At 58.9% G+C, this 26,594-nt stretch carries 22 protein-coding genes; 17 read left to right on the plus strand and 5 right to left on the minus strand.

Annotation, left to right across the window (positions count from 1 at the left end; genetic code table 11):
- Positions 1-99 precede the first annotated feature (99 nt).
- The gene (locus AB4O45_RS21145) at positions 100-540 is read left to right on the plus strand and encodes a GlcG/HbpS family heme-binding protein (protein ID WP_460142901.1); all 441 of its coding nucleotides are present in this window, start codon (positions 100-102) and stop codon (positions 538-540) included.
- Between the two features lie 212 nt (positions 541-752).
- The gene (locus AB4O45_RS21150; RefSeq protein WP_460142902.1) at positions 753-1,211 is read left to right on the plus strand and encodes an REP-associated tyrosine transposase; all 459 of its coding nucleotides are present in this window, start codon (positions 753-755) and stop codon (positions 1,209-1,211) included.
- 57 nt (positions 1,212-1,268) lie between these two features.
- Here the strand turns inward: AB4O45_RS21150 and AB4O45_RS21155 are convergent, their stop codons facing one another.
- Entirely contained in the window at positions 1,269-1,877 is a 609-nt protein-coding gene (locus AB4O45_RS21155) for a TetR/AcrR family transcriptional regulator (RefSeq protein ID WP_041479604.1), read from the minus strand.
- Between the two features lie 135 nt (positions 1,878-2,012).
- Here AB4O45_RS21155 and AB4O45_RS21160 point away from each other — a divergent pair, with 135 nt between their 5' ends.
- Entirely contained in the window at positions 2,013-2,927 is a 915-nt protein-coding gene (locus AB4O45_RS21160) for a DUF808 domain-containing protein (protein WP_310215026.1), read from the plus strand.
- Positions 2,928-3,054: 127 nt separating this feature from the next.
- Here AB4O45_RS21160 and AB4O45_RS21165 read toward each other — a convergent pair whose 3' ends face one another.
- Both AB4O45_RS21165 and AB4O45_RS21170 read right to left on the minus strand, forming a co-directional pair.
- Positions 3,055-3,843, minus strand: coding sequence for an MlaA family lipoprotein (locus tag AB4O45_RS21165; RefSeq protein WP_041479602.1), 789 nt, complete (start codon positions 3,841-3,843; stop codon positions 3,055-3,057).
- Positions 3,836-5,134: a serine/threonine protein kinase gene (locus AB4O45_RS21170; RefSeq protein WP_258707793.1), complete on the minus strand. Its 1,299-nt coding sequence runs from the start codon at positions 5,132-5,134 to the stop codon at positions 3,836-3,838. The genes AB4O45_RS21165 and AB4O45_RS21170 overlap by 8 nt, the downstream gene beginning before the upstream one ends.
- Before the next feature lie 224 nt (positions 5,135-5,358).
- Here AB4O45_RS21170 and AB4O45_RS21175 point away from each other — a divergent pair, with 224 nt between their 5' ends.
- Positions 5,359-5,727 carry a hypothetical protein gene (locus tag AB4O45_RS21175; RefSeq protein ID WP_150741304.1) on the plus strand — a complete coding sequence of 123 codons (369 nt, stop codon included), beginning with the start codon at positions 5,359-5,361 and terminating at the stop codon, positions 5,725-5,727.
- A 120-nt stretch (positions 5,728-5,847) separates the two neighbouring features.
- On the opposite strand, the gene AB4O45_RS21180 is transcribed toward AB4O45_RS21175, so the two are convergent.
- Complete coding sequence (locus tag AB4O45_RS21180) at positions 5,848-7,443, minus strand: glycoside hydrolase family 17 protein (protein WP_460160499.1); 1,596 nt, start codon at positions 7,441-7,443, stop codon at positions 5,848-5,850.
- 297 nt (positions 7,444-7,740) lie between these two features.
- Between AB4O45_RS21180 and AB4O45_RS21185 the strand changes: the two genes are divergently transcribed.
- The 3 genes from AB4O45_RS21185 to AB4O45_RS21195 all read left to right on the plus strand — a co-directional run bounded on the left by AB4O45_RS21185 (position 7,741) and on the right by AB4O45_RS21195 (position 10,800).
- Positions 7,741-8,592 (plus strand): glycine betaine ABC transporter substrate-binding protein, encoded by an 852-nt coding sequence (locus AB4O45_RS21185; RefSeq protein WP_056783890.1) that lies wholly within the window; start codon positions 7,741-7,743, stop codon positions 8,590-8,592.
- 241 nt (positions 8,593-8,833) lie between these two features.
- Positions 8,834-9,145: a DUF485 domain-containing protein gene (locus tag AB4O45_RS21190; RefSeq protein ID WP_016771016.1), complete on the plus strand. Its 312-nt coding sequence runs from the start codon at positions 8,834-8,836 to the stop codon at positions 9,143-9,145.
- Complete coding sequence (locus tag AB4O45_RS21195; RefSeq protein WP_016771015.1) at positions 9,142-10,800, plus strand: cation acetate symporter; 1,659 nt, start codon at positions 9,142-9,144, stop codon at positions 10,798-10,800. Before AB4O45_RS21190 ends, AB4O45_RS21195 begins: the two co-directional genes overlap by 4 nt.
- Positions 10,801-11,719: 919 nt before the next feature.
- Here AB4O45_RS21195 and gltA read toward each other — a convergent pair.
- Positions 11,720-13,009: a citrate synthase gene (gene gltA / locus AB4O45_RS21200; protein WP_003222994.1), complete on the minus strand. Its 1,290-nt coding sequence runs from the start codon at positions 13,007-13,009 to the stop codon at positions 11,720-11,722.
- 363 nt (positions 13,010-13,372) lie between these two features.
- Here gltA and sdhC point away from each other — a divergent pair, with 363 nt between their 5' ends.
- The 10 genes from sdhC (at position 13,373) to brnQ (ending at position 26,565) form a co-directional block, all read left to right on the plus strand.
- Entirely contained in the window at positions 13,373-13,747 is a 375-nt protein-coding gene (gene sdhC / locus AB4O45_RS21205; RefSeq protein ID WP_016773673.1) for a succinate dehydrogenase, cytochrome b556 subunit, read from the plus strand.
- Positions 13,741-14,109, plus strand: coding sequence for a succinate dehydrogenase, hydrophobic membrane anchor protein (gene sdhD, locus AB4O45_RS21210; RefSeq protein WP_008049683.1), 369 nt, complete (start codon positions 13,741-13,743; stop codon positions 14,107-14,109). Before sdhC ends, sdhD begins: the two co-directional genes overlap by 7 nt.
- Before the next feature lie 3 nt (positions 14,110-14,112).
- Positions 14,113-15,885, plus strand: a complete 1,773-nt coding sequence (gene sdhA, locus AB4O45_RS21215) for a succinate dehydrogenase flavoprotein subunit (protein WP_024012149.1) — start codon at positions 14,113-14,115, stop codon at positions 15,883-15,885.
- An 11-nt stretch (positions 15,886-15,896) separates the two neighbouring features.
- Positions 15,897-16,601 carry a succinate dehydrogenase iron-sulfur subunit gene (locus AB4O45_RS21220; RefSeq protein ID WP_016773675.1) on the plus strand — a complete coding sequence of 235 codons (705 nt, stop codon included), beginning with the start codon at positions 15,897-15,899 and terminating at the stop codon, positions 16,599-16,601.
- 251 nt (positions 16,602-16,852) lie between these two features.
- Entirely contained in the window at positions 16,853-19,684 is a 2,832-nt protein-coding gene (locus tag AB4O45_RS21225; protein WP_041479560.1) for a 2-oxoglutarate dehydrogenase E1 component, read from the plus strand.
- Between the two features lie 44 nt (positions 19,685-19,728).
- Complete coding sequence (gene odhB / locus AB4O45_RS21230; protein WP_460160500.1) at positions 19,729-20,991, plus strand: 2-oxoglutarate dehydrogenase complex dihydrolipoyllysine-residue succinyltransferase; 1,263 nt, start codon at positions 19,729-19,731, stop codon at positions 20,989-20,991.
- A 108-nt stretch (positions 20,992-21,099) separates the two neighbouring features.
- Positions 21,100-22,536, plus strand: a complete 1,437-nt coding sequence (gene lpdA / locus AB4O45_RS21235) for a dihydrolipoyl dehydrogenase (protein ID WP_016773678.1) — start codon at positions 21,100-21,102, stop codon at positions 22,534-22,536.
- Between the two features lie 182 nt (positions 22,537-22,718).
- Positions 22,719-23,885, plus strand: a complete 1,167-nt coding sequence (gene sucC / locus AB4O45_RS21240; protein WP_016773679.1) for an ADP-forming succinate--CoA ligase subunit beta — start codon at positions 22,719-22,721, stop codon at positions 23,883-23,885.
- A complete protein-coding gene (gene sucD, locus AB4O45_RS21245; RefSeq protein WP_016773680.1) occupies positions 23,885-24,769 on the plus strand; it encodes a succinate--CoA ligase subunit alpha in 885 nt (294 codons plus the stop codon). The genes sucC and sucD overlap by 1 nt, the downstream gene beginning before the upstream one ends.
- A 482-nt stretch (positions 24,770-25,251) precedes the next feature.
- Positions 25,252-26,565 carry a branched-chain amino acid transport system II carrier protein gene (brnQ, locus tag AB4O45_RS21250; protein WP_016773681.1) on the plus strand — a complete coding sequence of 438 codons (1,314 nt, stop codon included), beginning with the start codon at positions 25,252-25,254 and terminating at the stop codon, positions 26,563-26,565.
- Positions 26,566-26,594: the final 29 nt, after the last annotated feature.

Raw genomic sequence — 26,594 nt, forward strand, 5'->3', positions numbered from 1 at the left:
ATACAAAAAAATAATTCATTGTGTTCTATTTGTGGCATCGGACTGCGGCACAAACGCGCGGTCCCACGACTTTCCCTATAACAAAATGAGGACGGCACCATGAGCGCTTTAACCTTGAAAGTCGCAGTCAACCTGGTCAGCGAAGCCATCAACGCTGGACGCGGCATCAACGCCGCACCGCTGACCATCGCGGTACTCGATAACGGCGGCCACCTGATCGCCCTGCAACGCGAAGACGGCGCCAGCCTGCTGCGCCCGGACATCGCCATCGGCAAAGCCTGGGGCGCCATCGCTCTCGGTAAGGGCTCACGCCTGCTCGCCCAGGACGCGCAACAACGCCCGGCGTTTTTTTCTTCGTTGAACAGCATGGGGCAGGGCAGCGTTGTGCCGGCCCCGGGTGGCGTGTTGATTCGCAACCAGGCCGGTGAGGTGCTGGGCGCGATCGGGGTCAGTGGGGATTTGTCGGATGTGGATGAGCAGGTGGCGATCAGAGCGGTGGAGGCGCTGGATTTGAGGGCGGATGGTGGGGTGGTTGGTTGAATGTCAGTGTCTGAATAACCGCTTTCGCGAGCAGGCTCGCTCCCCCATTGGATCAGGGTTGGACACAAAATGTCTGAACACCTGAAGCCCACTGTGGGAGCGAGCCTGCTCGCGAATACGATCTGCGCTACACATCTTGCTAAAAGTCTGACGCTCCCTTTGCCATCTCCACGGCTAGCCTTCTCATGATCAACATATGAGAAGGCAACGGAATGCCGGGTTTATCTGCTTCACATCGCTTGCGCATCGGACGCTATTCAGAACACAACCGCATTTACCTTCTGACCGCCAATACCGCCGGGAGAGAACCCGTATTCAGCGATTTCTTCCTGGGCAGATTGCTTGTAAACCAATTTCGGGCAGCTGAGGAAACGGGATTGGCCAATTCTCTGGCTTGGGTCGTAATGCCAGATCATTTTCACTGGCTGATTGAATTGAAGAGTGGCTCGCTCGGCGAATTGATGCAGCGAACTAAATCCCTCAGCACCAAAGCGGTAACGCTTTCGACCGGTAGAAAGTCCAGCCTTTGGCAACCTGGCTTCCATGACCGGGCACTGCGTAAAGAGGAGAATCTGGTGAAGATGGCTAGGTATGTCATTGCCAACCCATTGCGGGCAGGGCTGGTCAAAAGCCTTGGCGACTATCCGTTGTGGGATTCGATCTGGTTATGAGTTGAGATCTGCGTTGCGGCCATTCGCGAGCAGGCTCGCGAAGCGGTTCCCCCGATCTCACCGATCCGGCTCACACCCCTTCAACACCAACCGGATAATCGTCTGCGCCGCCGCTTCATAATCGGCTTCATCAAGCTTGTCTTTCCCGGTCACCGCGGAAATCTGCCAGTCGAAGTCGGCGTAGGTCTGGGTCGCGGCCCAGATGCTGAACATCAGGTGGTTGGGGTCGATCGGGGCGATCTGGCCGCGGTCGATCCAGCTCTGGATGCAGGCGATGTTGTGTTTGGCCTGGGCGTTGAGCTGCTCTACCAGGTCAGCGCTCAGGTGCGGGGCGCCGTGCATGATTTCGCTGGCGAACACCTTGGAGGCGTAGGGCAGGTCGCGGGAGATGCGGATCTTCGAGCGGATGTAGCCGCTCAGCACCTCGCTCGGCACACCGTCCGGGTTGAACGGGGTCGAGGCCTGCAGAATCGGCTCGATGATGCTTTCCAGCACCTCGCGATAGAGGTTTTCCTTGGATTTGAAGTAGTAGTAGACGTTGGGCTTGGGCAATCCCGCCTTGGCGGCGATGTCGCTGGTTTTGGTCGCCGCGAAGCCCTTGTCGGCAAACTCTTCGCTGGCGGCGCGCAGGATCAGTTCTTTGTTACGCTCGCGGATTGTGCTCATAAACCCGGTGGTTCCTTGCCTGTTCTGGCGGTGGCGCATGGTAGCACCGGCCTTGAGCGGCGCTCAACAATGCAGCCTGTGGCCGGCGGTCGCGTTATGCTTGGCAACATTCATACACAGAAGGAAACAGGATTCATGGCAGGAAGCAGTTTGCTGGTGCTGATCGATGACATCGCCACCGTTCTGGATGACGTTGCGTTGATGACCAAGATGGCCGCGAAGAAGACCGCCGGAGTGCTCGGTGATGATCTGGCGCTCAATGCCCAGCAGGTATCGGGCGTGCGCGCCGAGCGGGAAATTCCCGTGGTGTGGGCGGTGGCCAAGGGCTCGTTCGTCAACAAACTGATCCTCGTGCCGTCGGCGCTGGCAATCAGCGCCTTTGTGCCTTGGCTGGTGACGCCGCTGTTGATGGTCGGCGGCGCGTACCTGTGTTTCGAGGGTTTTGAAAAACTCGCGCACAAGTTTCTGCACAGCAAAGAGGAAGACGAGGCAGAACACGCACAGTTGACCGAAGCAGTGGCCGATCCGGCGACCGATCTGGTGGCGTACGAAAAGGACAAGATCAAAGGCGCGATCCGCACCGACTTCATTCTCTCGGCAGAAATCATCGCCATCACCCTCGGCACCGTGGCAGATGCCTCGCTGACCCAGCAAGTGGTCGTCATGTCCGGCATAGCCATTGTCATGACCGTGGGCGTTTACGGTTTGGTGGCGGGCATCGTCAAGCTCGACGACCTGGGGCTGTGGCTGACGCAGAAGCCCGGGCAGATGGCGAAAAAGATCGGCGGCGGCATTCTCAGCGCCGCGCCGTACATGATGAAAACCCTGTCGGTGGTCGGCACGGCGGCGATGTTCCTGGTCGGCGGCGGCATCCTGACCCACGGCGTGCCGGTGCTGCATCACTGGATCGAAGGTGTTGGCGCAGCGGCAGGGAGCGCCGGGTTCGCCGTGCCGATGTTGCTCAATGGTGTTGCGGGAATAATTGCCGGGGCGGTGGTGTTGGCGGTGGTTTCGGTCGTAGGCAAGCTCTGGAAAGCGCTGAAGGGTTAATCAGCAACACATAACAAATGTGGGAGCGAGCCTGCTCGCGAATGCGGTAGTTCAGTCAACATCGATGTTGACTGAAACTCCGCGTTCGCGAGCAGGCTCGCTCCCACAGTGTTTTGCGGCAGCCGATTTACTCAGCGATCTGCAACTTGCGCGCTTCGGTATACACGTACCGCACTTTTTCGTACTCGAACGGCGAGTTCATCTGGCCGTAGCGGAAGCTGGTCTGGTAGCGCTTGTCGATCGCACGCAAGGCCCAGACTTCCGGGTGATTGGAGCTGACTTCCGCGACATTGAGGAAGTTGATCGCAGTGTCGGCGGTGTAATCCACGGCCAAACCTGCGGTGTCGCGGATGTTCGACGGGCCGAAGATCGGCAGTACGAAGTAGGCGCCGCCCGGTACGCCATAGAAGCCCAGAGTCTGCCCGAAGTCCTCGTTCTGGCGCGGCAGGCCCATGGCGGTTGCCGGATCCCACAGACCGGCGATGCCGATCGTGGTGTTGAGCAGCAGGCGCGCAGTGGTTTCCATCGAGCGCTGGCCCTTGAACTGCAGCAGGCTGTTGACCAGGTTCGGCACGTCGCCAATGTTGTTGAAGAAGTTGCTCACCCCGGTACGCACGAAGCTTGGCGTGATGTAGCGATAGCCATCGACCACTGGCAGGAACACCCACTGGTCGAAGCGGTAGTTGAAGTGGTAAACCCGGCGGTTCCACGATTCCAGCGGGTCATAGACGTTCAGCGCATTGAGCGTGGAGCGTTCGAATTCGCGCTGATCCAGGCCCGGGTTGAACTTGAGTTTGGTCAGCGGCTGCTTGAAGCCATCGCTGTCGACCACCACCGGTGCATCGGCTTTACTGTTGTCGGCCTGGGCCACGCCTGCACAGAGGAACGCTGCAATCAGCAGGAGATATTTAGCCACGGAAGAACTCCAGCATGGCGTCGCTGTTGACGCGGTAGTTAAGGTTGCCGCAGTGGCCGCCCAGTGGATAAACGGTCAGGCGATCACCGAAGGTTTTACGCAGGAAGCCCAAGTCGCCAGGGCCGAGGATGACGTCGTCGGCGTTGTGCATGACGGCGATTTTCGGGCTGTCGTGCAGGTAGTCCTTGAGCGCATACAGGCTGACCTGATCGATCAGTTGCAGCAGGCTGCCGCCGTCGGTGCGCGCGCGCCACATCGGAATGACCTGTTCGGTGATGTAGCAGTCGAAATCGCATTGCAGCGCACGCTTGAGGAACGGCGTGAGGCTGGTGCCTTCGGTGATCGGGAATTTCGGCGGGGTAATCAGACCGCGACGGTTGACCAGGTCCGAGGTGTAGGCAATGTCGGCTGCCGAAAAGCGGAACGACGTGCCGATGAGCATGGCCATCTGTTCGTTGGTCAGGTGCTGTTTGGACTGCTGGAAGTCGTACAGCAGCGCATCGTTGAGGTCGATGTAGCCTTTCTGCTGGAAGTAGCGGGTCAGCTTGGTCAGTACCAGTTCGTAGAACGTGGTGCTGTTGTTGATGCCCTTGACCTCGGTTTGTACCAGCTTGTCGAGGTTGGTCACCGAGGTGTATAGGTTGACCGGCGGGTTGAGCAGCAGGACTTTCTTGAAGTTGAAGCTGCGGCGCGTTTCGTCCAGATGCGCGACGAACGCGGCATCGAGGGCGCCGAGGCTGTAGCCGGTCAGGTAATACTCGGTGACCGGCAGCTTCGGGTTCTGCGCCCGCACGGCCTGCATCACCCGGTACATGTCTTCGGCATCTTCCTTGGTCACGCCCGGCGTGGCGAAACGCGAGGCGGCGCTGATGAAGTCGAAGCTGGTCGGCGAGGACAACTGCACGACGTGGTAGCCGGCCTTGTAATACAGCTTTTTCAGGTATTCGTTGAGCGTGCTGTCAAAGCGCGCGCCGGTGCCGGCAATCAGGAAGATCAGCGGCGCCGGTTTGTCCTGCGTGGCGATGCGGTAAGTGAGTTTCTTCACTGCCCAGAAATTGTCCGGCAGTTGGAATTCACGCTCCGGGCGCAGGGTGAGGCTGCGGTCCGATTGATTGATGTCGTCGTCCAGCGGCAGCTCCGGACGCAGGTCCGGTGGTGTCGTGGCGATCGTCGCCTCGAACGGGTTGGTCAGCGGGTAGCCATAGCTGGCGGCGTCGATATCCACCGCCAGCGCGGACGCACTCAAGATAAGGCCGCTGAACAGCGCGGCGAAGCGCAAGGAACGGAGCATGACTAGATCCCTTAGAGGAAGGTGCCGATTGAAGTTCGCAGGCTATGACCACCGGCCGTGCGCCAAAGTGCCATGCTGCGGCACCAAACAGGCGGAATTCGGGGTAATAGTAGCTGGACGATACACGTTGCAAGGGCTCGCTGAACAGTTAACAGTTGTTAGTGCTTGCGAATGCCGGTCGGCAGATTAAGCTGGCCGCCGATTTCCGCAGATTGGAGTGCTCCATGTCCCGCCGCTTGCCCGTTATTGTGCTGCTCGTTTTGTTGCCGCTGTGGCTGGCCGGCAGTTATGCCGCGCGCTATGGCTTCATGGAAGACGGGCAGTGGGTGGGCATCTGTGTCGACGACGCCGGCCGTTGGGAATGCGTGGTGCGGTCGAACCTGGGGCTGATGATTCATTTCAAGGTGCTGGGCTGGGCGGCGGTGGGCGCGGCGGTATTGGCGTTTGTATTGCCGGGACGGGCAGGGTGGTGGCTGGCGGTGCTGGCGCTGGTGTTCGGCCTGCCGGCGCTGGCGTTGTACAACACCACATTAGCGGTATTTGCGGTGGTGATTGCCGGATTGCGCCTGGTCCGCGAGTCCCGCAGCGCCTGACAGTCAGTCATCGCGGGCAAGCCCGCTCCCACAGGGATTGAGGTGAACACAACATTTGTGTGCAGCAGAAATCCTGTGGGAGCTGGCTTGCCAGCGATGGCGATTTCGAAAGCGCTGAAATCAGGCCTTGCGAACCCGCAGACAGCGCCACAACGCCACCACCATCAATCCACTGACCAGCGCCCAGCCCCACGCCTGCTGATTCAGCATCCCTTCCTGATACAACTGCGGTGCAATCCCCGCGCCAACGATAAAGGTCAGCAGAGCAACCTCCCGACGCGGCACGCTTACCGGGCGGCACAGGTAGACCAGCGCCGGGAGGACGAACGCCATGCTGGCGAAACTGCGATAGCGCGGGTCGAAGACCATTTCCAGCATCATCACCGCCGCGGCAAAACCGGCCACCGCGACCAGCCAGCCGGCGCGACGCTCGAGCAAATCGAATGCTCGCGCGCGCCAACCGCTGCGTGCGCTCAACGTCAGCGCGGCATGCGCGAGCACCAACAGATTCAACCCGGTCAGCAAGCCGACCCACAGCCATTCACCGGCAAACCGTGTGGTCAATCGAGCCAGATCGCCCCAGGCGCCAATCGAGCACGCTGCGACCGCGCCCAGCAGCGGTAGCAGCAACGCCGAACGAGTGGTGCGCACGCGTCCACCAAGGATCAGCGTGCCGAGGAAAATCAAAGCACCGACTGCCAGCCATTCTTTCCAGTACGGCACATTGCTCACCGGTCCGGCGAGCACGCCTTTGTCCTGCCGATCCGCATCGAACAGCCCCCAGTAGCCGCCGACCGCGCCTTCACTGCCGCGCTTCCACGGTTGATCAAAGGCTTCGATCAGGTTGTAACGCCAGCCTTCCTGCTCGGCCATCGCCACGAATCCACGAATGAATTTCGCCTCGTTGACCCGGCTCGGCACGGCGGTTTCGCGCTGGCGGCCTTCGCTGGGCCAACCGGTTTCGCCGATCATCACGTCCTTGGGCGCGAACTTGTTGCCGAACACCTGACGTACATCCGCCACATGCCGCAGCGCCACGTCGATATTCGACGGATCGTCTTCCCAGTACGGCAGCAGGTGGATGGTCAGAAAATCCACAGCCGGCGCGACTTCCGGGTGCTTGAGCCAGAATTCCCAAACATCGGCGTAGGTCACCGGTTGCTTGACCTGGCTTTTTACCTTGTTGATCAGCCGGGCCAGTTGCGCGCCAGTGACCTCTTTGCGCAGCAGCGCTTCGTTGCCGACGATTACGGCGGTGACCACGTCGGGGTTGGCATTGGCCGATTTGATCAGCAGGTCGACTTCCTGCTCGGTATCGACGGGGTTGCTATTGACCCAGGCGCCGATCATCAACTTCAGACCGTGCTTGCGCGCCAGATCGGGCAGGGCGTCGAGGCCGGTCATCGAGTAGGTGCGGATGCATTCAAAGCGCGTCGCCAGCAGCGCGAGGTCGGCGTCCATGCGCTCGGGGCGCAATTTGAACGGCACGTCGAACGGCGATTGGTCTTTGTCGAACGGTGTGTAGGAGGCGCATTGCAACTTGTGCGTCGGCGTCGCGGCGTCCGGCAGGATCACCGGTTGGCCGAGGCCATACCAGAAACCGCCAAGGGCCAACAGCCCGAGCAGGCAGGCGAACAGATAAGGCAGAAAAGGAAATCGGGACGTTGCGGACATAGTCAGGCCGAGTGGCTGCAAAGCGACGCATGTTACCTGCATTTATGAAAGGGCAGGTGGCTCGCTGGCGTTGTACATGCAAAGTTCGGGCGGATTGTCTGGCGTCAATTAATCTCGCTTGATTAATGGCTTTCTGATGTCGTTTCTCGCTGCCTTGAGGTCGCTGACAGAGCAGGTCGCCGGCCGCTTGAGGTTGATGATCAAACCATCAGTACCCTTTTTGAAAAATCGGCTGATGTTCGGTGTGTGAGGTCCGGCGTGATGGGGGCGCTGTGCACCATAACAATACGTTGACGATGCCCGGCATCCGTCGGGCGCAGCATTTCGGGGAAGTAAACGATGAAGATGCGACGACTTTTAGGCGCAGGTGCCGCTTTGGTGCTTGCGATGAGTTCCACTTTCGCCAACGCTGAAAAACAGACCCTGAACATCGGTTACGTTGACGGCTGGTCCGACAGCGTCGCGACCACCCACGTGGCGGCCGAAGTGATCAAACAGAAGCTCGGTTATGACGTGAAGCTGCAAGCCGTCGCCACCGGGATCATGTGGCAGGGCGTGGCCACCGGCAAACTCGATGCGATGCTCTCGGCCTGGCTACCCGTGACCCACGGTGACTATTGGACGAAAAACAAGGATCAGGTCGTCGATTACGGCCCGAACTTCAAGGACGCGAAGATCGGCCTGATCGTGCCGGAGTACGTCAAAGCCAAATCGATCGAAGACCTGAAAACCGACGATACCTTCAAAAACCGCATTGTTGGCATCGACGCCGGTTCAGGCGTAATGCTCAAGACCGATCAGGCGATCAAGGATTACGGCCTGGACAAATACAGCCTCAAGGCCAGTTCCGGCGCCGGCATGATTGCCGAGCTGACCCGCGCCGAGAAGAAGAACGAATCCATCGCCGTCACCGGTTGGGTGCCGCACTGGATGTTCGCCAAGTGGAAACTGCGCTTCCTCGACGACCCGAAAGGCGTGTATGGCCAGGCTGAAACCGTGAACAGCATCGGCAGCAAAGGCCTGGACGCCAAGGCGCCGGAAGTGGCCAAGTTCCTGAAAAACTTCCAGTGGGCCTCGAAAGACGAAATCGGCGAGGTCATGCTGGCGATTCAGGACGGCGCCAAGCCTGATGCAGCGGCCAAGGACTGGGTGGCCAAACACCCGGATCGTGTAGCTGACTGGACCAAATAATTTAAACACCGCCACACCCCTGTGGGAGCGAGCCTGCTCGCGAATGCAATCTGTCAGTTGATGCAATATCGACTGATACGACGCCTTCGCGAGCAGGCTCGCTCCCACAGTTGTTTTTGTGTGTGCTTGAAAATGGCCAGAACATCATGGCCATCTACTACTAAGGTCGTCTGGAACCTCTCTCGCAGCCGCATACATTAGCTACGTTCCAACAATAATTTGTGCTGCGAGGATAAAAACAATGAACGACAGCATTTACCTCTCGATTCAAAACAGTCCCCGATTCAAGGAGCTGGTTCAGAAAAGGGAACGATTCGCCTGGATTCTCTCGGCAATCATGCTCGGGCTGTACTCCGCATTCATCCTGCTGATCGCATACGGGCCGCACGTGCTCGGGGCGAAACTCAGTCCTGAATCCTCGATCACCTGGGGCATCCCGATCGGTGTCGGCCTGATCATTTCAGCCTTCGTCCTGACCGGCATCTACGTGCGCCGCGCCAATGGCGAGTTCGACGACCTGAACAATGCGATTCTCAAGGAGGCTCAGCAATGATCCGGCGTCTACTGGCTCTATTGAGTGTTGCGGCTTTCGCGCCGAGTGTCTGGGCGGCTGACGCGTTGACGGGGGAGGTGGCCAAACAGCCGCTGAACATTCCGGCGATCCTGATGTTCGTGGCCTTCGTCGGCGCGACGTTGTACATCACCTACTGGGCTTCGAAGAAAAACAATTCGGCCGCCGACTACTACGCGGCGGGCGGCAAGATCACCGGTTTCCAGAACGGCCTGGCGATCGCTGGCGACTACATGTCGGCGGCGTCCTTCCTGGGGATCTCCGCGCTGGTGTTCACCTCCGGCTACGACGGCCTGATCTACTCGATCGGCTTCCTCGTGGGCTGGCCGATCATTCTGTTCCTGATCGCCGAACGCCTGCGCAACCTGGGTAAATACACCTTTGCCGACGTGGCGTCCTACCGCCTCGGGCAAACCCAGATTCGCACCCTGTCCGCCTGCGGTTCGCTGGTGGTGGTGGCGTTCTACCTGATCGCGCAAATGGTCGGTGCCGGCAAGCTGATCCAGCTGCTGTTCGGCCTCGATTACCACGTTGCGGTGATCCTGGTCGGCGTGCTGATGTGCATGTACGTGCTGTTCGGCGGCATGCTCGCGACCACTTGGGTGCAGATCATCAAGGCAGTGCTGCTGCTGTCCGGTGCCTCGTTCATGGCGCTGATGGTGATGAAGCACGTGGGCTTCGACTTCAACACGCTGTTCTCCGAAGCGATCAAGGTTCACGCCAAGGGCGAAGCGATCATGAGCCCCGGCGGTCTGGTGAAGGATCCGATCTCGGCATTCTCGCTGGGTCTGGCGCTGATGTTCGGCACCGCTGGCCTGCCGCACATTCTGATGCGCTTCTTCACCGTGAGTGACGCAAAAGAAGCGCGCAAGAGCGTGCTGTACGCTACCGGTTTCATTGGCTACTTCTACATCCTGACTTTCATCATCGGCTTCGGCGCGATCCTGCTCGTCAGCACCAACCCGGCCTTTAAGGATGCAGCGGGCGCCTTGCTCGGCGGCAACAACATGGCGGCGGTGCACCTGGCCAACGCGGTGGGCGGCAGCATCTTCCTTGGCTTCATCTCGGCAGTGGCGTTCGCAACCATTCTGGCTGTGGTAGCCGGTCTGACGCTGGCGGGTGCTTCGGCGGTTTCTCACGACCTGTACGCCAGTGTGATCAAGAAGGGCAAGGCCAACGAGAAAGATGAGATTCGCGTGTCGAAGATCACCACCATCGCCCTGGCGGTGCTGGCGATTGGTCTGGGCATTCTGTTCGAAAGCCAGAATATTGCGTTCATGGTCGGCCTGGCGTTCTCCATCGCGGCGAGCTGCAACTTCCCTGTGCTGCTGCTTTCGATGTACTGGAAGAAGCTGACCACTCGCGGCGCGATGATTGGTGGCTGGCTGGGTCTGGTCAGTGCTGTTGGTCTGATGATCCTCGGCCCAACCATCTGGGTGCAGATTCTGCATCACGAGAAGGCGATCTTCCCTTACGAATATCCGGCGCTGTTCTCGATGATGATTGCGTTCATCGGGATCTGGTTCTTCTCGATTACCGACAAGTCGGCGGCTGCGGATAACGAGCGGGCGCTGTTCTTCCCGCAGTTTGTGCGTTCGCAGACCGGGTTGGGGGCGAGTGGGGCGGTTTCGCACTAAGAGATCAGTTGTAAGCTGCAAGCTGCAAGAAAACGCCCTGATTGAGAGATTGGGGCGTTTTTTTTGTGGGCGGTTATTGGTTGGTTTGGTGTGTATATCCGTTGCTGCGGTAACGGCTGCTTAGGGTTTCGCCCTTACGGCGAGTCACCTTTTTCAAACGCCAAAAAGGTAACCCAAAAGGCTTGCTCCTGCGTTCGGCCCTCGCAGGCTCGGGTCCCTTCGCTGCGGGATCGATCCGGGCGCAGCGGCTCCGGTTTGCTTCGCTGCACCTCCTTCCGCTGTGTCTGGCTGCGCCAGACGGTCGCTGCGCTCCCACGCCCGGATCAATCCCTCCACTCAGCCTTCCGACGTCGCCCGTGGATCAAGATCAAAAGCACTCGAGCTTGCGCTCATTGTTGAGTGGTTAGAAGCGTCGCATGGCTTGAGATTTTCGGTGGATTCGCCCCTCACCCCAGCCCTCTCCCGAGGGAGAGGGAGCCGATTTGTGTGGTGTTCAAAACCTGCATTCGACTCGGTATCGCAAGTCGGCGTGTTTCGCCCAAACACCTCGGTCAGTCCCCTCTCCCTTTGGGAGAGGGCTAGGGTGAGGGGCTCTTGATCTGGCTTTGGCCTTTGCTTTTGATCTTTTGCCCTTTCGGCAGGCTTCGTTACCGGATCGGTCCCGTAACGAAGGTACCCCGAGCCCCAGCGAGCGGGCCGTACGCCGGGGCAAAGCCTTTTGGGTTACCTTTTTGGCGTTTGGAAAAGGTGACTCGCTGTAAGAGCGAAACCGCCAGCGGCAGCACCCGCAGCAACGGATATGCCCCCAAAATCCAAGAACCAGTCGGTCCGAAGGCCGCTGAAACCACAAACAAAAACGGCCTCTATATAAGAGGCCGTTCCTGACACACCACTAAACCATCACAAAAAAGAAAAACCCTTATTTGCGATCTTCCAGCTTGGTAATGTCACGCGACTCGTAACCGGTGTACAGCTGGCGCGGACGGCCAATCTTGTACGGGCTCGAAAGCATTTCTTTCCAGTGCGAAATCCAGCCCACAGTACGCGCCAGGGCGAAAATCACCGTGAACATGCTGGTCGGAATGCCGATCGCCTTGAGGATGATCCCCGAATAGAAGTCGACGTTCGGGTACAGCGAGCGCTCGATGAAGTACGGGTCGGTCAACGCGATCTCTTCCAGGCGCATGGCCAGTTCGAGTTGCGGATCGTTGTTGATGCCCAGTTCCTTCAGCACTTCGTCGCAGGTCTGCTTCATGACAGTCGCGCGAGGGTCGCGGTTCTTGTAGACGCGGTGACCGAAGCCCATCAACTTGAACGGATCGTTCTTGTCCTTGGCTTTGGCGATGAACTTGTCGATGTTCGACACATCGCCAATCTCGTCGAGCATGGTCAGCACGGCTTCGTTCGCACCGCCGTGGGCAGGACCCCACAGTGCGGCGATACCGGCGGCGATGCAGGCGAACGGGTTGGCACCCGAAGAGCCGGCCAGACGCACGGTGGAGGTCGAAGCGTTCTGCTCGTGGTCGGCGTGGAGGATGAAGATCCGGTCCATGGCCTTGGCGAGTACCGGGCTGATCGGTTTGATCTCGCACGGGGTGTTGAACATCATGTGCAGGAAGTTTTCCGCGTAAGTCAGATCGTTGCGCGGGTACATCATGGGTTGGCCCATGGAGTACTTGTAAACCATCGCTGCCAGGGTCGGCATCTTCGCAACCAGACGGATCGCGGAAATTTCGCGATGCTGCGGGTTATTGATGTCCAGGGAGTCGTGGTAGAAGGCCGAGAGGGCGCCGACTACACCGCACATGACGGCCATCGGGTGGGCGTCGCGACGGAAACCGTTGAAGAAGGTTTTCAGCTGCTCGTGAACCATGGTGTGGTTCTTCACGGTGCTGACGAACTGGGCCTTCTGTTCTGCGGTCGGCAATTCGCCGTTGAGCAGCAGGTAGCAGGTTTCCAGGTAGTCCGACTTTTCAGCCAGCTGTTCGATCGGGTAGCCGCGGTGCAACAAAATGCCGTTGTCGCCGTCGATATAGGTAATTTTCGATTCGCACGAAGCGGTCGACATGAAACCCGGGTCGAAAGTGAAGCGGCCCGTGGCCGTCAGGCCCCGAACATCGATTACATCGGGACCAACGGTGCCGGTTAAAATGGGCAGCTCGACGGGGGCTGCGCCCTCGATGATCAACTGCGCTTTTTTGTCAGCCATGTGGCCTCCTATTTATGCTTGAACCATCAGACAGACCCCCCACGCAGGGCCCGCACCACTATAGTGAGATAAATTCGAATGTCAATTTGCCTAAAGTCTTGCTCCAGAAGGCTTTAAGCCGACTTTTTCCTCGAAATTGCCTGCCATTTACGCCTTTTATGCAACTTGTGCAATCCGCTATTGGGGGTAGGTGAACGCGTTGTCATTAGTAGCCTAACTGTCTATACTCGGCCACCGACCGCCAAGGGCTTTTGGGCTTGCTTTCATTGGGGGTCGCATCCCTGGGTGGTGGTTACCTGACCAGTGCACTCCCCAACAACTTTGCCCTGATTGTTAGGGGCTCTTCAGTGTGAAAAAAAAGCCGTGAAAAGCCAACGACCTGTAAACCTAGACCTAAGGACCATCAAACTCCCAGTCACTGCTTACACGTCCATTCTTCACCGTATCTCCGGTGTCATCCTCTTCGTGTGCCTTGCCATCATGCTTTACGCATTGGACAAGTCGCTGAGCTCCGAGGAAGGCTTCGGTCAGGTGAAAGCGTGTCTGACCAGTCCGCTAGCCAAGCTAGTGATTTGGGGCATCCTGTCCGCTCTGCTGTATCACCTGGTAGCCGGTGTGCGCCACTTGATCATGGACATGGGCATCGGTGAGACGCTGGAAGGCGGCAAACTGGGCTCGAAAATCGTTATCGCCGTTTCCGTGGTGGTAATCGTTCTGGCAGGAGTCTGGATATGGTAACTAACGTCACTAACCTGTCGCGTTCGGGCCTCTATGACTGGATGGCACAGCGTGTGTCTGCGGTCGTTCTCGCGGCTTACTTCATCTTTCTGATCGGATACATCGTCGCCAACCCTGGCCTCGAGTATGCCCAGTGGCATGAACTGTTCGCTCACAACGGAATGCGTATTTTCAGCCTGCTGGCCCTTGTTGCTCTGGGCGCTCACGCCTGGGTCGGCATGTGGACCATCGCGACCGACTACCTGACGCCAATGGCGTTCGGCAAGTCCGCAACGGCGATACGTTTCCTTTTCCAGGCAGTATGCGGCGTTGCGATGTTCGCTTACTTCGTCTGGGGTGTGCAGATTCTCTGGGGTATCTGATTCATGGCTAACATTCCAACGATTTCTTTCGACGCCATCATTATTGGTGGTGGCGGTGCCGGCATGCGCGCTGCGCTGCAGCTGGCACAGGGCGGCCACAAGACTGCGGTGATCACCAAGGTTTTCCCGACCCGTTCGCACACTGTGTCCGCACAGGGCGGCATCACGTGCGCCATCGCTTCCGCCGACCCGAACGATGACTGGCGCTGGCACATGTACGATACCGTCAAGGGTTCCGACTACATCGGTGACCAGGACGCTATCGAATACATGTGCCAGGAAGGCCCGGCCGCTGTTTTCGAGCTGGACCACATGGGTCTGCCGTTCTCGCGTACCGAGCAAGGCCGCATCTACCAGCGTCCGTTCGGTGGCCAGTCCAAGGACTACGGCAAGGGCGGTCAGGCTGCACGTACTTGCGCTGCGTCCGACCGTACCGGTCACGCGCTGCTGCACACCCTTTATCAGGGCAACCTGAAAGCCGGTACCACGTTCCTCAACGAGTACTACGCTGTTGATCTGGTAAAAAACCAGGAAGGCGAATTCGTTGGTGTGATCGCGATCTGCATCGAAACCGGCGAAACCTCCTACATCCGTGCCAAGGCCACCGTTCTGGCCACTGGCGGTGCGGGCCGTATCTACGCGTCCACCACCAACGCCCTGATCAACACCGGTGACGGCGTCGGCATGGCTCTGCGTGCTGGCGTGCCGGTACAAGACATCGAAATGTGGCAGTTCCACCCGACCGGCATCGCCGGCGCCGGTGTACTGGTTACCGAAGGTTGCCGTGGTGAAGGTGGTTACCTGATCAACAAGCACGGCGAGCGTTTCATGGAGCGTTATGCTCCGAACGCGAAAGACCTTGCAGGTCGTGATGTGGTTGCCCGTTCGATGGTTAAGGAAATCATCGCCGGCAACGGTTGCGGTCCGAATGGCGACCACGTAATGCTCAAGCTCGACCACCTGGGCGAGGAAGTGCTGCACAGCCGTCTGCCAGGCATCTGCGAACTGTCGAAGACTTTCGCCCACGTTGACCCGGTAGTTGCTCCGGTTCCGGTTGTGCCGACCTGCCACTACATGATGGGCGGCGTTGCCACCAACATTCATGGCCAGGCGATCACCCAGAACGCCGAAGGTCAGGACCAGATCATCCCTGGCCTGTTCGCGGTAGGCGAAGTGGCTTGCGTATCGGTACACGGTGCGAACCGTCTGGGCGGCAACTCGCTGCTCGACCTGGTGGTCTTCGGTCGCGCTGCCGGCCTGCACCTGGAAAAGGCGTTGACCGATGGCATCGAATACGACGACGCTACCGAGTCCGACATCGAAGCTGCACTGTCGCGTCTGAACGCGCTGAACAACCGTACCGACGGTGAAGACGTTGCCACCCTGCGTCGCGAGCTGCAAAGCTGCATGCAGAACTACTTCGGTGTATTCCGTACCGGCGAATACATGCAGAAGGGCATCGCTCAGCTGGCCGATCTGCGCAAGCGTATCGCCAACGTGAAGATCAACGACAAGTCGCAAGCGTTCAACACTGCACGTATCGAAGCGCTGGAACTGCAGAACCTGCTGGAAGTGGCTGAAGCTACCGCCATCGCGGCCGAAGTACGTAAAGAGTCCCGCGGCGCTCACGCCCGTGAAGACTTCGAAGACCGTGATGACGAAAACTGGCTGTGCCACACCCTGTACTTCCCGGGTGACAAGCGCGTCACCAAGCGTGCCGTGAACTTCTCGCCGAAGACTGTTCCGACTTTCGAACCTAAAGTCCGGACTTATTAAGGGTGACCGCCATGTTGCAAGTCAGTGTTTATCGCTACAACCCTGATCAGGACGCCGCGCCGTTCATGCAGGATTTCCAGGTCGATACCGGTGGTAAAGACCTGATGGTGCTGGACGTGCTGGCCCTGATCAAAGAGCAGGACGAAGGTTTCTCCTATCGTCGCTCCTGCCGTGAAGGCGTCTGCGGCTCCGACGGCATGAACATCAACGGCAAGAACGGTCTGGCCTGTATCACGCCGCTGTCTGCCGTTGTAAAAGGCAACAAGCTGATCGTTCGTCCGCTGCCAGGTTTGCCGGTTATCCGTGACCTGGTCGTCGATATGAGCATCTTCTACAAGCAATACGAGAAGGTGAAGCCTTACCTGCAGAACGACACGCCGGCTCCGGCCATCGAGCGTCTGCAGTCGCCAGAAGAGCGCGAAAAGCTCGACGGTCTGTACGAGTGCATCCTGTGCGCCTGCTGCTCGACCTCTTGCCCGTCCTTCTGGTGGAACCCGGACAAGTTCCTGGGTCCTGCTGCGCTGCTGCAAGCCTACCGCTTCCTGGCAGACAGTCGCGACACCAAGACCAGCGAGCGTCTGGCTTCACTTGACGACCCGTTCAGCGTTTTCCGCTGCCGGGGCATCATGAACTGCGTCAACGTATGTCCGAAAGGCCTGAACCCGACTAAGGCCATCGGTCACATCCGTAACATGCTGCTTTCGAGCGGCGTGTGATTCAGCTGCTGTAACCGTTGCACCGTAGAGGCTGTGGCGCGGGCTTCAACCCGCGTCATGGCTATAACCAGAGCAGTAGCCATAAGCTGCAGCTCTTCTTTTGAAGAAATGAGACAAGCAGGGGCATCCGGGCTGGTACCCGGACTATCAGTGTGATCCTAGGTGGCTTGTTTTAGTCGCTGCATTCGGACTTCTGCAAGTTTGCTCGGTGTCGACACCGATGGTGTTCCCCTAACCGAGGGTGACCAAGCATGCAAGAAAGCGTGATGCAGCGCATGTGGAACAGCGCCTACCTTTCAGGTGGAAACGCTGCCTATGTGGAAGAGCTTTATGAGCTCTACCTGCACGACCCTAACGCTGTGCCAGAAGAGTGGCGCACCTACTTTCAGAAGTTGCCCGCCGACGGCAACTCTGCCACTGATGTTTCGCACTCGACGATTCGCGATCATTTCGTGCTGCTGGCAAAGAACCAGCGCCGCGCCCAACCGGTTTCCGCCGGCAGCGTGAGCAGTGAGCACGAGAAGAAGCAAGTTGAAGTGCTGCGATTGATCCAGGCCTACCGTATGCGTGGCCACCAGGCAGCCCAGCTTGACCCGCTGGGGCTGTGGCAGCGTCCTGCACCTGCAGACCTGTCGATCAATCATTACGGCTTGACCAATGCCGATCTTGATACGACCTTCCGTGCCGGCGACCTGTTCATCGGCAAAGAGGAAGCGAGCCTACGCGAAATTCACGAAGCGTTGCAGCAGACATATTGCCGCACCATCGGCGCTGAATTCACGCACATCACCGATTCCGAGCAGCGCCAGTGGTTCCAGCAGCGTCTGGAAAGCGTGCGTGGCCGTCCGACGTACTCCGCCGACATCAAGAGCCACCTGCTTGAGCGCGTGACTGCCGGTGAAGGCCTGGAAAAATACCTCGGTACCAAATACCCGGGCACCAAGCGTTTCGGTCTGGAAGGCGGCGAAAGCCTGATTCCGATGCTCGACGAACTGATCCAGCGTTCCGGCTCGTACGGCACCAAGGAAGTCGTCATCGGCATGGCCCACCGTGGCCGTCTGAACGTTCTGGTCAATACCTTCGGCAAGAACCCGCGCGAGCTGTTCGACGAGTTCGAAGGCAAGAAGAAGGTCGAGCTCGGTTCCGGTGACGTCAAATACCACCAGGGCTTCTCGTCCAACGTGATGACCACCGGCGGTGAAGTTCACCTCGCCATGGCGTTCAACCCGTCCCACCTGGAAATCGTTTCCCCGGTTGTCGAAGGTTCGGTGCGCGCCCGTCAGGACCGTCGCAACGACCTGACCGGTGAGAAGGTACTGCCGATCTCCATCCACGGTGACGCGGCATTTGCCGGTCAGGGCGTGGTCATGGAAACCTTCCAGATGTCGCAGACCCGCGGTTTCAAGACCGGCGGTACCGTGCACATCGTGATCAACAACCAGGTCGGTTTCACCATCAGCAACCCGCTGGACTCGCGTTCCACCGAGTACGCCACCGACGTCGCCAAGATGATCCAGGCGCCGATCCTCCATGTGAATGGCGATGATCCGGAAGCCGTGCTGTTCGTGACCCAACTGGCCATCGACTACCGCATGCAGTTCAAGCGTGACGTGGTGATCGATCTGGTCTGCTACCGTCGTCGCGGCCACAACGAGGCCGACGAGCCAAGCGGCACCCAGCCACTGATGTATCAGCAGATCACCAAGCAGCGCACCACCCGTGAGCTGTACGCTGATCGCCTGACTCAGGCCGGTGTGCTTGACGCTGAACGCGTTCAGGCCAAGGTCGACGAATACCGCAACGCGCTGGACAACGGTCTGCACGTAGTGAAATCGCTGGTCAAAGAGCCGAACAAAGAGCTGTTCGTCGACTGGCGTCCGTACCTGGGCCACGCCTGGACTGCGCGTCACGACACGCGTTTCGATCTGAAGACCCTGCAAGAGCTGTCCGCCAAGCTGCTGGAAATTCCGGAAGGCTTCGTCGTTCAGCGCCAGGTCGCGAAGATCTACGAAGACCGTCAGAAGATGCAAGCCGGCGGCCTGCCGATCAACTGGGGTTACGCTGAAACCATGGCGTACGCGACCCTCGCGTTCGAAGGTCACCCGATCCGCATGACCGGTCAGGACATCGGCCGCGGTACGTTCTCGCACCGTCACGCTGTGTTGCACAACCAGAAAGACGCGGGCACCTACATTCCGCTGCAGAACCTGTACGACGGTCAGCCACGTTTCGACCTGTACGACTCGTTCCTCTCGGAAGAAGCGGTACTGGCATTCGAATACGGTTACTCGACCACCACGCCAAACGCGCTGGTGATCTGGGAAGCCCAGTTCGGCGACTTCGCCAACGGTGCTCAGGTCGTGATCGACCAGTTCATCACCAGCGGCGAGCACAAGTGGGGCCGTCTCTGCGGTCTGACCATGCTGCTGCCACACGGTTACGAAGGCCAAGGCCCTGAGCACAGCTCGGCTCGTCTTGAGCGTTACCTGCAGCTGTGCGCCGAGCACAACATTCAGGTGTGCATGCCGACCACGCCAGCGCAGATCTACCACTTGCTGCGTCGTCAGGTGATCCGTCCGCTGCGCAAGCCGCTGGTCGTGCTGACGCCGAAGTCGCTGCTGCGCCACAAGCTGGCCATCTCGACGCTGGAAGATCTGGCCGAAGGTTCGTTCCAGACCGTGATCCCGGAAATCGACGCACTGGACCCGAAAAAGGTCGAGCGCGTGGTTCTGTGCAGCGGCAAGGTCTACTACGACCTGCTGGAAAAACGCCGTGCCGAAGGCCGCGAAGATATCGCCATCGTGCGTATCGAGCAGCTGTATCCGTTCCCTGAGGACGACTTGAAAGAAGTCCTGGCTCCGTACACCAACGTCAAACACGCCGTTTGGTGTCAGGAAGAGCCGATGAACCAGGGTGCCTGGTACTGCAGCCAGCATCACTTGCGTCGCAGCATCGCCAACCTCGACAAGACTCTCGTACTTGAGTACGCGGGCCGTGAGGCTTCGGCTGCGCCAGCTTGTGGTTACGCATCGATGCACGCCGAGCAGCAGGAAAAACTGCTGCAAGATGCTTTCACTGTTTAACGCCTTCGCGCTGACTGAAACCGAATTTTAAGGACCCACAGATAATGGCTATCGAAATCAAAGCCCCGTCATTCCCGGAATCGGTTGCCGATGGCACCGTTGCCACCTGGCACAAGAAACCAGGTGAGGCCGTCAAGCGTGACGACCTGATCGTCGACATCGAAACCGACAAAGTCGTGCTCGAAGTGTTGGCTGAAGCAGACGGCGTGCTGGGCGCAATCGTTGCCGAAGAGGGCGCTACCGTTCTGTCGAACCAGGTCCTGGGCTCGATCGAAGAGGGCGGCGCTGCTGCTGCCGCTCCTGCCGCCGCTGCTGCTCCGGCCGCTACTGCCGCTGCCGCACCAGCTGCTGCTCCGGCCGCTACTGCCGCTGCCGCACCAGCTGCTGCCGATGGCGAAGATGACCCGATCGCCGCTCCTGCCGCGCGCAAGCTGGCTGAAGAAAACGGCATCAACATCGCTTCCGTTGCCGGCACCGGCAAGGGCGGTCGTGTGACCAAGGAAGACGTGGTAGCAGCGGTTGCTGCCAAGAAAGCCGCTCCGGCTGCCGCACCTGCCAAGGCTGCTGCTCCTTCGGCTGCTGCGCCTGTGTTCGCTGCCGGCGACCGCATCGAGAAGCGCGTACCGATGACTCGCGTACGTGCCACCGTGGCCAAGCGTCTGGTTGAAGCCCAGTCGAACATGGCGATGCTGACCACGTTCAACGAAGTCGACATGACCGAAGTCATGGCGCTGCGTTCGAAGTACAAGGACCTGTTCGAGAAGTCCCACAACGGCGTACGCCTGGGCTTCATGTCGTTCTTCGTGAAAGCGGCCACTGAAGCGCTGAAACGCTTCCCGGCTGTCAACGCGTCGATCGACGGCGGCGACATCGTTTACCACGGCTACGCAGACATCGGCGTTGCCGTTTCCAGCGACCGTGGCCTGGTGGTACCGGTTCTGCGTAACGCCGAGCTGATGAGCCTGGCTGAAATCGAAGGCGGCATCGCAACATTTGGCAAGAAAGCCCGTGACGGCAAACTGTCGATGGACGAGATGACCGGTGGTACCTTCACCATCACCAACGGTGGTACCTTCGGTTCGATGATGTCGACGCCGATCGTCAACCCGCCGCAGGCAGCGATTCTGGGCATGCACAACATCATCCAGCGTCCGATGGCCATCAACGGTCAGGTCGTGATCCGTCCGATGATGTACCTGGCTCTGTCCTACGATCACCGTCTGATCGATGGCAAAGAAGCTGTGACCTTCCTGGTGACCATCAAGAACCTGCTGGAAGATCCGGCTCGTCTGTTGCTGGATATCTAAAAAGCAGCTGCAAGCTTTCAGCTACAAGCCTCAAGCTCAGGGCGAGCGGGTGGGCTTGCAGCTTGGAGCTTGCGGCTTGTAGCTTTATTGCTAAAGAGGATTTTTTGAATGTCGCAGAAATTTGACGTAGTAGTGATCGGTGCCGGCCCTGGTGGCTATGTAGCGGCCATCAAGGCTGCTCAGTTGGGCCTGACCACTGCCTGCATCGAGAAGTACACCGACGCAGAGGGCAAGCAAGCCCTGGGCGGTACCTGCCTGAACGTAGGTTGCATTCCTTCCAAGGCGCTGCTCGACAGCTCGTGGAAATACAAGGAAGCCAAAGAGAGCTTCAACGTTCACGGTATCTCGACCGGCGAAGTCAAAATGGACGTCGCTGCGATGGTTGGCCGCAAGGCTGGCATCGTCAAGAACCTGACCGGCGGCGTTGCCACCCTGTTCAAGGCCAACGGCGTTACTTCGATCCAGGGCCACGGCAAGCTGCTGGCCGGCAAGAAAGTCGAAGTCACCAAGCCGGACGGTTCGGTTGAAGTCATCGAAGCGGAAAACGTCATTCTCGCGCCAGGTTCGCGTCCGATCGACATTCCACCGGCTCCGGTTGACCAGAAAGTCATCGTCGATTCGACTGGCGCTCTGGAATTCCAGTCCGTACCTAAACGTCTGGGCGTGATCGGCGCTGGCGTGATCGGTCTGGAACTGGGTTCGGTATGGTCGCGTCTGGGTGCAGAAGTGACTGTTCTCGAAGCACTGGACACTTTCCTGATGGCAGCGGACACCGCCGTTTCCAAGGAAGCGCTGAAAACCCTGACCAAACAGGGCCTGGACATCAAGCTGGGCGCTCGCGTTACCGGTTCGAAAGTCAACGGCGAAGAAGTCGTCGTCAACTACACCGATGCCAACGGCGAACAGACCATCACTTTCGACAAGCTGATCGTAGCCGTTGGTCGCCGTCCGGTGACCACTGATCTGCTGTCTGCCGACTGCGGCGTGGAAATCGACGAGCGCGGTTTCATCGCGGTCGATGACCATTGCGTCACAGCTGTACCGGGCGTCTTCGCCATCGGTGACGTGGTTCGCGGCATGATGCTGGCCCACAAGGCTTCGGAAGAAGGCATCATGGTTGTCGAGCGCATCAAAGGCCACAAGGCTCAGATGAACTATGATTTGATCCCTTCGGTTATTTATACTCACCCGGAAATCGCGTGGGTTGGCAAAACCGAGCAGGCGCTGAAGGCCGAAGGCGTTGAAGTCAACGTCGGCACCTTCCCGTTCGCCGCTTCCGGCCGTGCCATGGCTGCCAACGATACCGGTGGTTTCGTCAAGGTCATCGCCGATGCGAAGACCGACCGCGTATTGGGCGTGCACGTGATTGGCCCGAGCGCTGCAGAACTGGTTCAGCAGGGCGCGATCGGTATGGAATTCGGCACCAGCGCTGAAGACCTGGGCATGATGGTTTTCTCCCATCCGACCCTGTCCGAAGCCTTGCACGAAGCTGCTCTGGCAGTGAATGGCGGCGCCATTCACATTGCCAACCGCAAGAAGCGTTAAGACATAATAAGAAACCACGGCGGCAACGGCCCGTCGTGAGCCTTGCGAGCAAGACTCACCGCGGAATGTCCGCCGGACGCAGTCTTGCGTAGCCCAGCTACGCAAGCAGCAGTCACAGGTGGCGCGGCACTCAAACGAGCGCAGCGCCGAATGCGCAGTACCTAACGAAGACGGTAAAAAGCATGAATCTTCACGAGTATCAGGGTAAGCAGCTGTTCGCTGAATACGGCCTGCCAGTTTCCACTGGTTACGCAGTAGACACCCCGGAAGCAGCAGCAGAAGCTTGCGACAAAATCGGCGGCAACGAGTGGGTCGTCAAAGCCCAGGTTCACGCCGGTGGTCGCGGTAAAGCGGGCGGCGTAAAGCTGGTTCGCAGCAAAGAAGACGCCAAAGCCTTCGCACAGCAGTGGCTGGGCAAGCGTCTGGTGACTTACCAGACTGACGCCAATGGCCAGCCAGTCACCAAGATCCTGGTTGAATCGTGCACTGATATCGCTAAAGAGCTGTACCTGGGCGCTGTCGTTGACCGTTCGAGCCGTCGCATCGTGTTCATGGCTTCCACCGAAGGTGGCGTGGACATCGAGAAAATCGCTCACGACACTCCAGAAAAAATTCTCAAGGCCACTATCGATCCACTGGTTGGCGCTCAGCCATCCCAGGGTCGCGAGCTGGCATTCCAGCTGGGTCTGGAAGGCAAGCAGGTCACTCAGTTCGCCAAGATCTTCGTAGGTCTGGCCAAGCTGTTCAAAGACCACGACCTGGCTCTGCTGGAAGTAAACCCGCTGGTGATCAAGGCTGACGGCGATCTGCACTGCCTCGACGCGAAGATCAACATCGACGCCAACGCCATGTACCGTCAGCCTAAGCTGAAGGCTTTCCACGATCCGTCGCAGGACGATCCGCGCGAAGCGCACGCTGCCAAGTTCGAACTGAACTACGTAGCGCTGGAAGGCAACATCGGTTGCATGGTCAACGGTGCCGGTCTGGCCATGGGCACCATGGACATCGTCAACCTGCATGGCGGCAAGCCGGCCAACTTCCTCGACGTAGGTGGTGGCGCTACCAAGGAACGCGTTACTGAAGCGTTCAAGATCATCCTGTCCGACCAGAACGTCGCGGCAGTACTGGTCAACATCTTCGGCGGCATCGTTCGCTGCGACATGATTGCCGAAGGCATCATCGGCGCCGTGAAAGAAGTCGGCGTGAAAATCCCGGTTGTTGTTCGCCTTGAAGGCAACAACGCTGAGCTGGGCGCTAAAGTACTGGCAGAAAGCGGTTTGAACATCATCGCTGCTACCAGCCTGACCGACGCTGCTCAACAAGTTGTCAAAGCTGCGGAGGGCAAATAATGAGCGTCCTGATCAATAAAGACACCAAAGTTATCTGCCAGGGTATTACCGGTTCGCAAGGTAGTTTCCACACCCAGCAAGCCATCGAATACGGCACCAAGATGGTTGGTGGCGTAACTCCGGGCAAGGGCGGCACCGAGCACCTGGGTCTGCCAGTGTTCAACACCGTAAAAGACGCAGTAGCTGCCACTGGCGCTACCGCCAGCGTGATCTACGTTCCGGCTCCGTTCTGCAAGGACTCGATCCTGGAAGCGGCATTCGGCGGCATCAAGCTGATCGTCTGCATCACCGAAGGCATTCCTACCCTGGACATGCTGGACGCCAAGGTTAAGTGCGACGAGCTGGGCGTAGTCCTGATCGGCCCTAACTGCCCAGGCGTGATCACCCCAGGCGAATGCAAGATCGGCATCATGCCAGGTCACATTCACTTGCCAGGCAAGGTCGGTATCGTTTCGCGTTCCGGCACCCTGACCTACGAAGCTGTGAAGCAGACCACTGACGCCGGTTTCGGTCAGTCGACTTGCGTCGGCATCGGCGGTGACCCGATCCCGGGTTCGAACTTCATCGACATCCTGAAGCTGTTCCAGGAAGACCCGAAGACCGAGGCGATCGTGATGATCGGCGAGATCGGCGGTTCGGCTGAAGAAGAAGCGGCTGCCTACATCAAGGCTAACGTGACCAAGCCGGTTGTTTCCTACATCGCTGGTGTGACTGCTCCTCCGGGCAAGCGCATGGGCCATGCTGGCGCAATCATCTCTGGCGGCAAAGGCACTGCAGACGAGAAATTCGCTGCGCTGCAAGACGCAGGCGTAAAAACCGTGCGTTCGCTGGCAGACATCGGCAAGGCCCTGGCCGAGCTGACTGGCTGGGAAGTGAAGAAGTAAGCTTCGGCTGACTTTTTAGCTCCAGCAACAAAGGCCACCTTCGGGTGGCCTTTGTCGTTCCTGGCGTATGAGAATTTTGAGCGCTGTTGTGGCGAGGGGATTTATCCCCGCTGGGCTGCGAAGCGGCCCCCATGCAAGCGACCATGATCAGTCAGGCAGTTTCAGCTCGGATTCTTTGGGACTGCTGCGCAGTCCAACGGGGATAAATCCCCTCGCCACAGGTTTGCTGTGATGAATACGTGTTCTCTGTATGAAAAATAGATATGTAAACGCGACACGGAAACGTCGCGTATCGGATAGTTCGCCCTCCAACAGTGCGTTTGTCAGCCAAATTCGTTAGGCTGGCCGCCATTTTTGCGTCCGCCGCCCACAAGGCAGCTACGCGCTTTAAGGGTCAGTCCCATACGGATCGACAGCATTTCCCTAATCCAACAGGGCAATCCCCCTCTAAATTCCGATTTCAGTAGTGTGGTATTACCTTAATGAAAGTTTTGAAAGGTCAGGACATCCTTGCACTTGGTTTTATGACGTTTGCCCTGTTTGTCGGGGCCGGTAACATCATTTTCCCGCCGATCGTCGGCTTGCAGGCCGGGCCTCATGTCTGGATGGCTGCGCTGGGCTTCCTGATTACCGCCGTTGGTTTGCCGGTGGTCACCGTGGTGGCGCTGGCCAAGGTCGGCGGTGCGATGGATGCGTTGAGCAGCCCTATCGGTAAGATCGCTGGCGGTATCCTCGCGGCGGCATGCTACCTGGCCGTGGGTCCGCTGTTCGCCACCCCGCGTACCGCGACCGTATCCTTCGAGGTAGGTCTGGCGCCATTGACCGGCGAAAGCCCGCTGGCGCTGTTCCTCTACAGCTCGGTGTACTTCCTGCTGGTGTTCTTCATTTCGCTCTACCCTGGGCGGTTGCTGGATACCGTTGGCCGCTTCCTCGCACCGCTGAAAATCATTGCGCTGGCAGTACTGGGCATCGCCGCGTTCGCCTTGCCGGCGGGTGACATCGGTCACGGCACACCGGAATATGTGGCGGCACCGTTCTCTCAGGGCTTCATCAATGGTTACCTGACCATGGATACCCTCGGCGCACTGGTATTCGGCATCGTTATCGTCAACGCGATCCGCTCCCGTGGCGTCGAGTCGCCGGCGCTGATCACCCGTTACGCGATCATTGCCGGGCTGATTGCCGGCGTGGGTCTGGCACTGGTCTACGTCAGCCTGTTCCGCCTCGGTTCCGGCAGCCATGAAGTCGCGGTCGGCGCCACCAACGGCGCGGCGGTGTTGCATGCCTACGTGCAACACACCTTCGGTTCGCTGGGTAGCGGTTTCCTTGCGGTGCTGATCTCGCTGGCGTGTCTGGTCACGGCGGTCGGTCTGACCTGTGCCTGTGCTGAATACTTCAGCCGTGTGCTGCCACTGTCTTACAAGACGCTGGTGATTATCCTCGCGGCATTTTCGCTGCTGGTCTCCAACCTCGGTCTGACCAAGCTCATTGCTTTCTCGATTCCGGTACTCACCGCGATCTACCCGCCGTGCATCGTTCTGGTCGCACTGAGCTTCTGCAAGGATTTCTGGCATGAGCACGGGCGCATTCTTGGCCCGGTGATGCTGGTTTCCTTCGTTTTCGGCACCATCGACGCCCTGAAAGGCGCTGGTCTGGCCGACTGGATGCCAACTCAGCTGACCCATCTGCCGCTGAGCGAGCAAGGGCTGGCATGGCTGGTGCCATGCGTGATGACCCTGGTGGTCGCCGTGGTCTGTGATCGCCTGCTGGGCAAGCGCAGCGAAGTCACTGCCTGACGTGATGTGACCCGCCACAAGCGGGTCAG

The organism is Pseudomonas sp. S2_B10, from assembly GCF_054668425.1.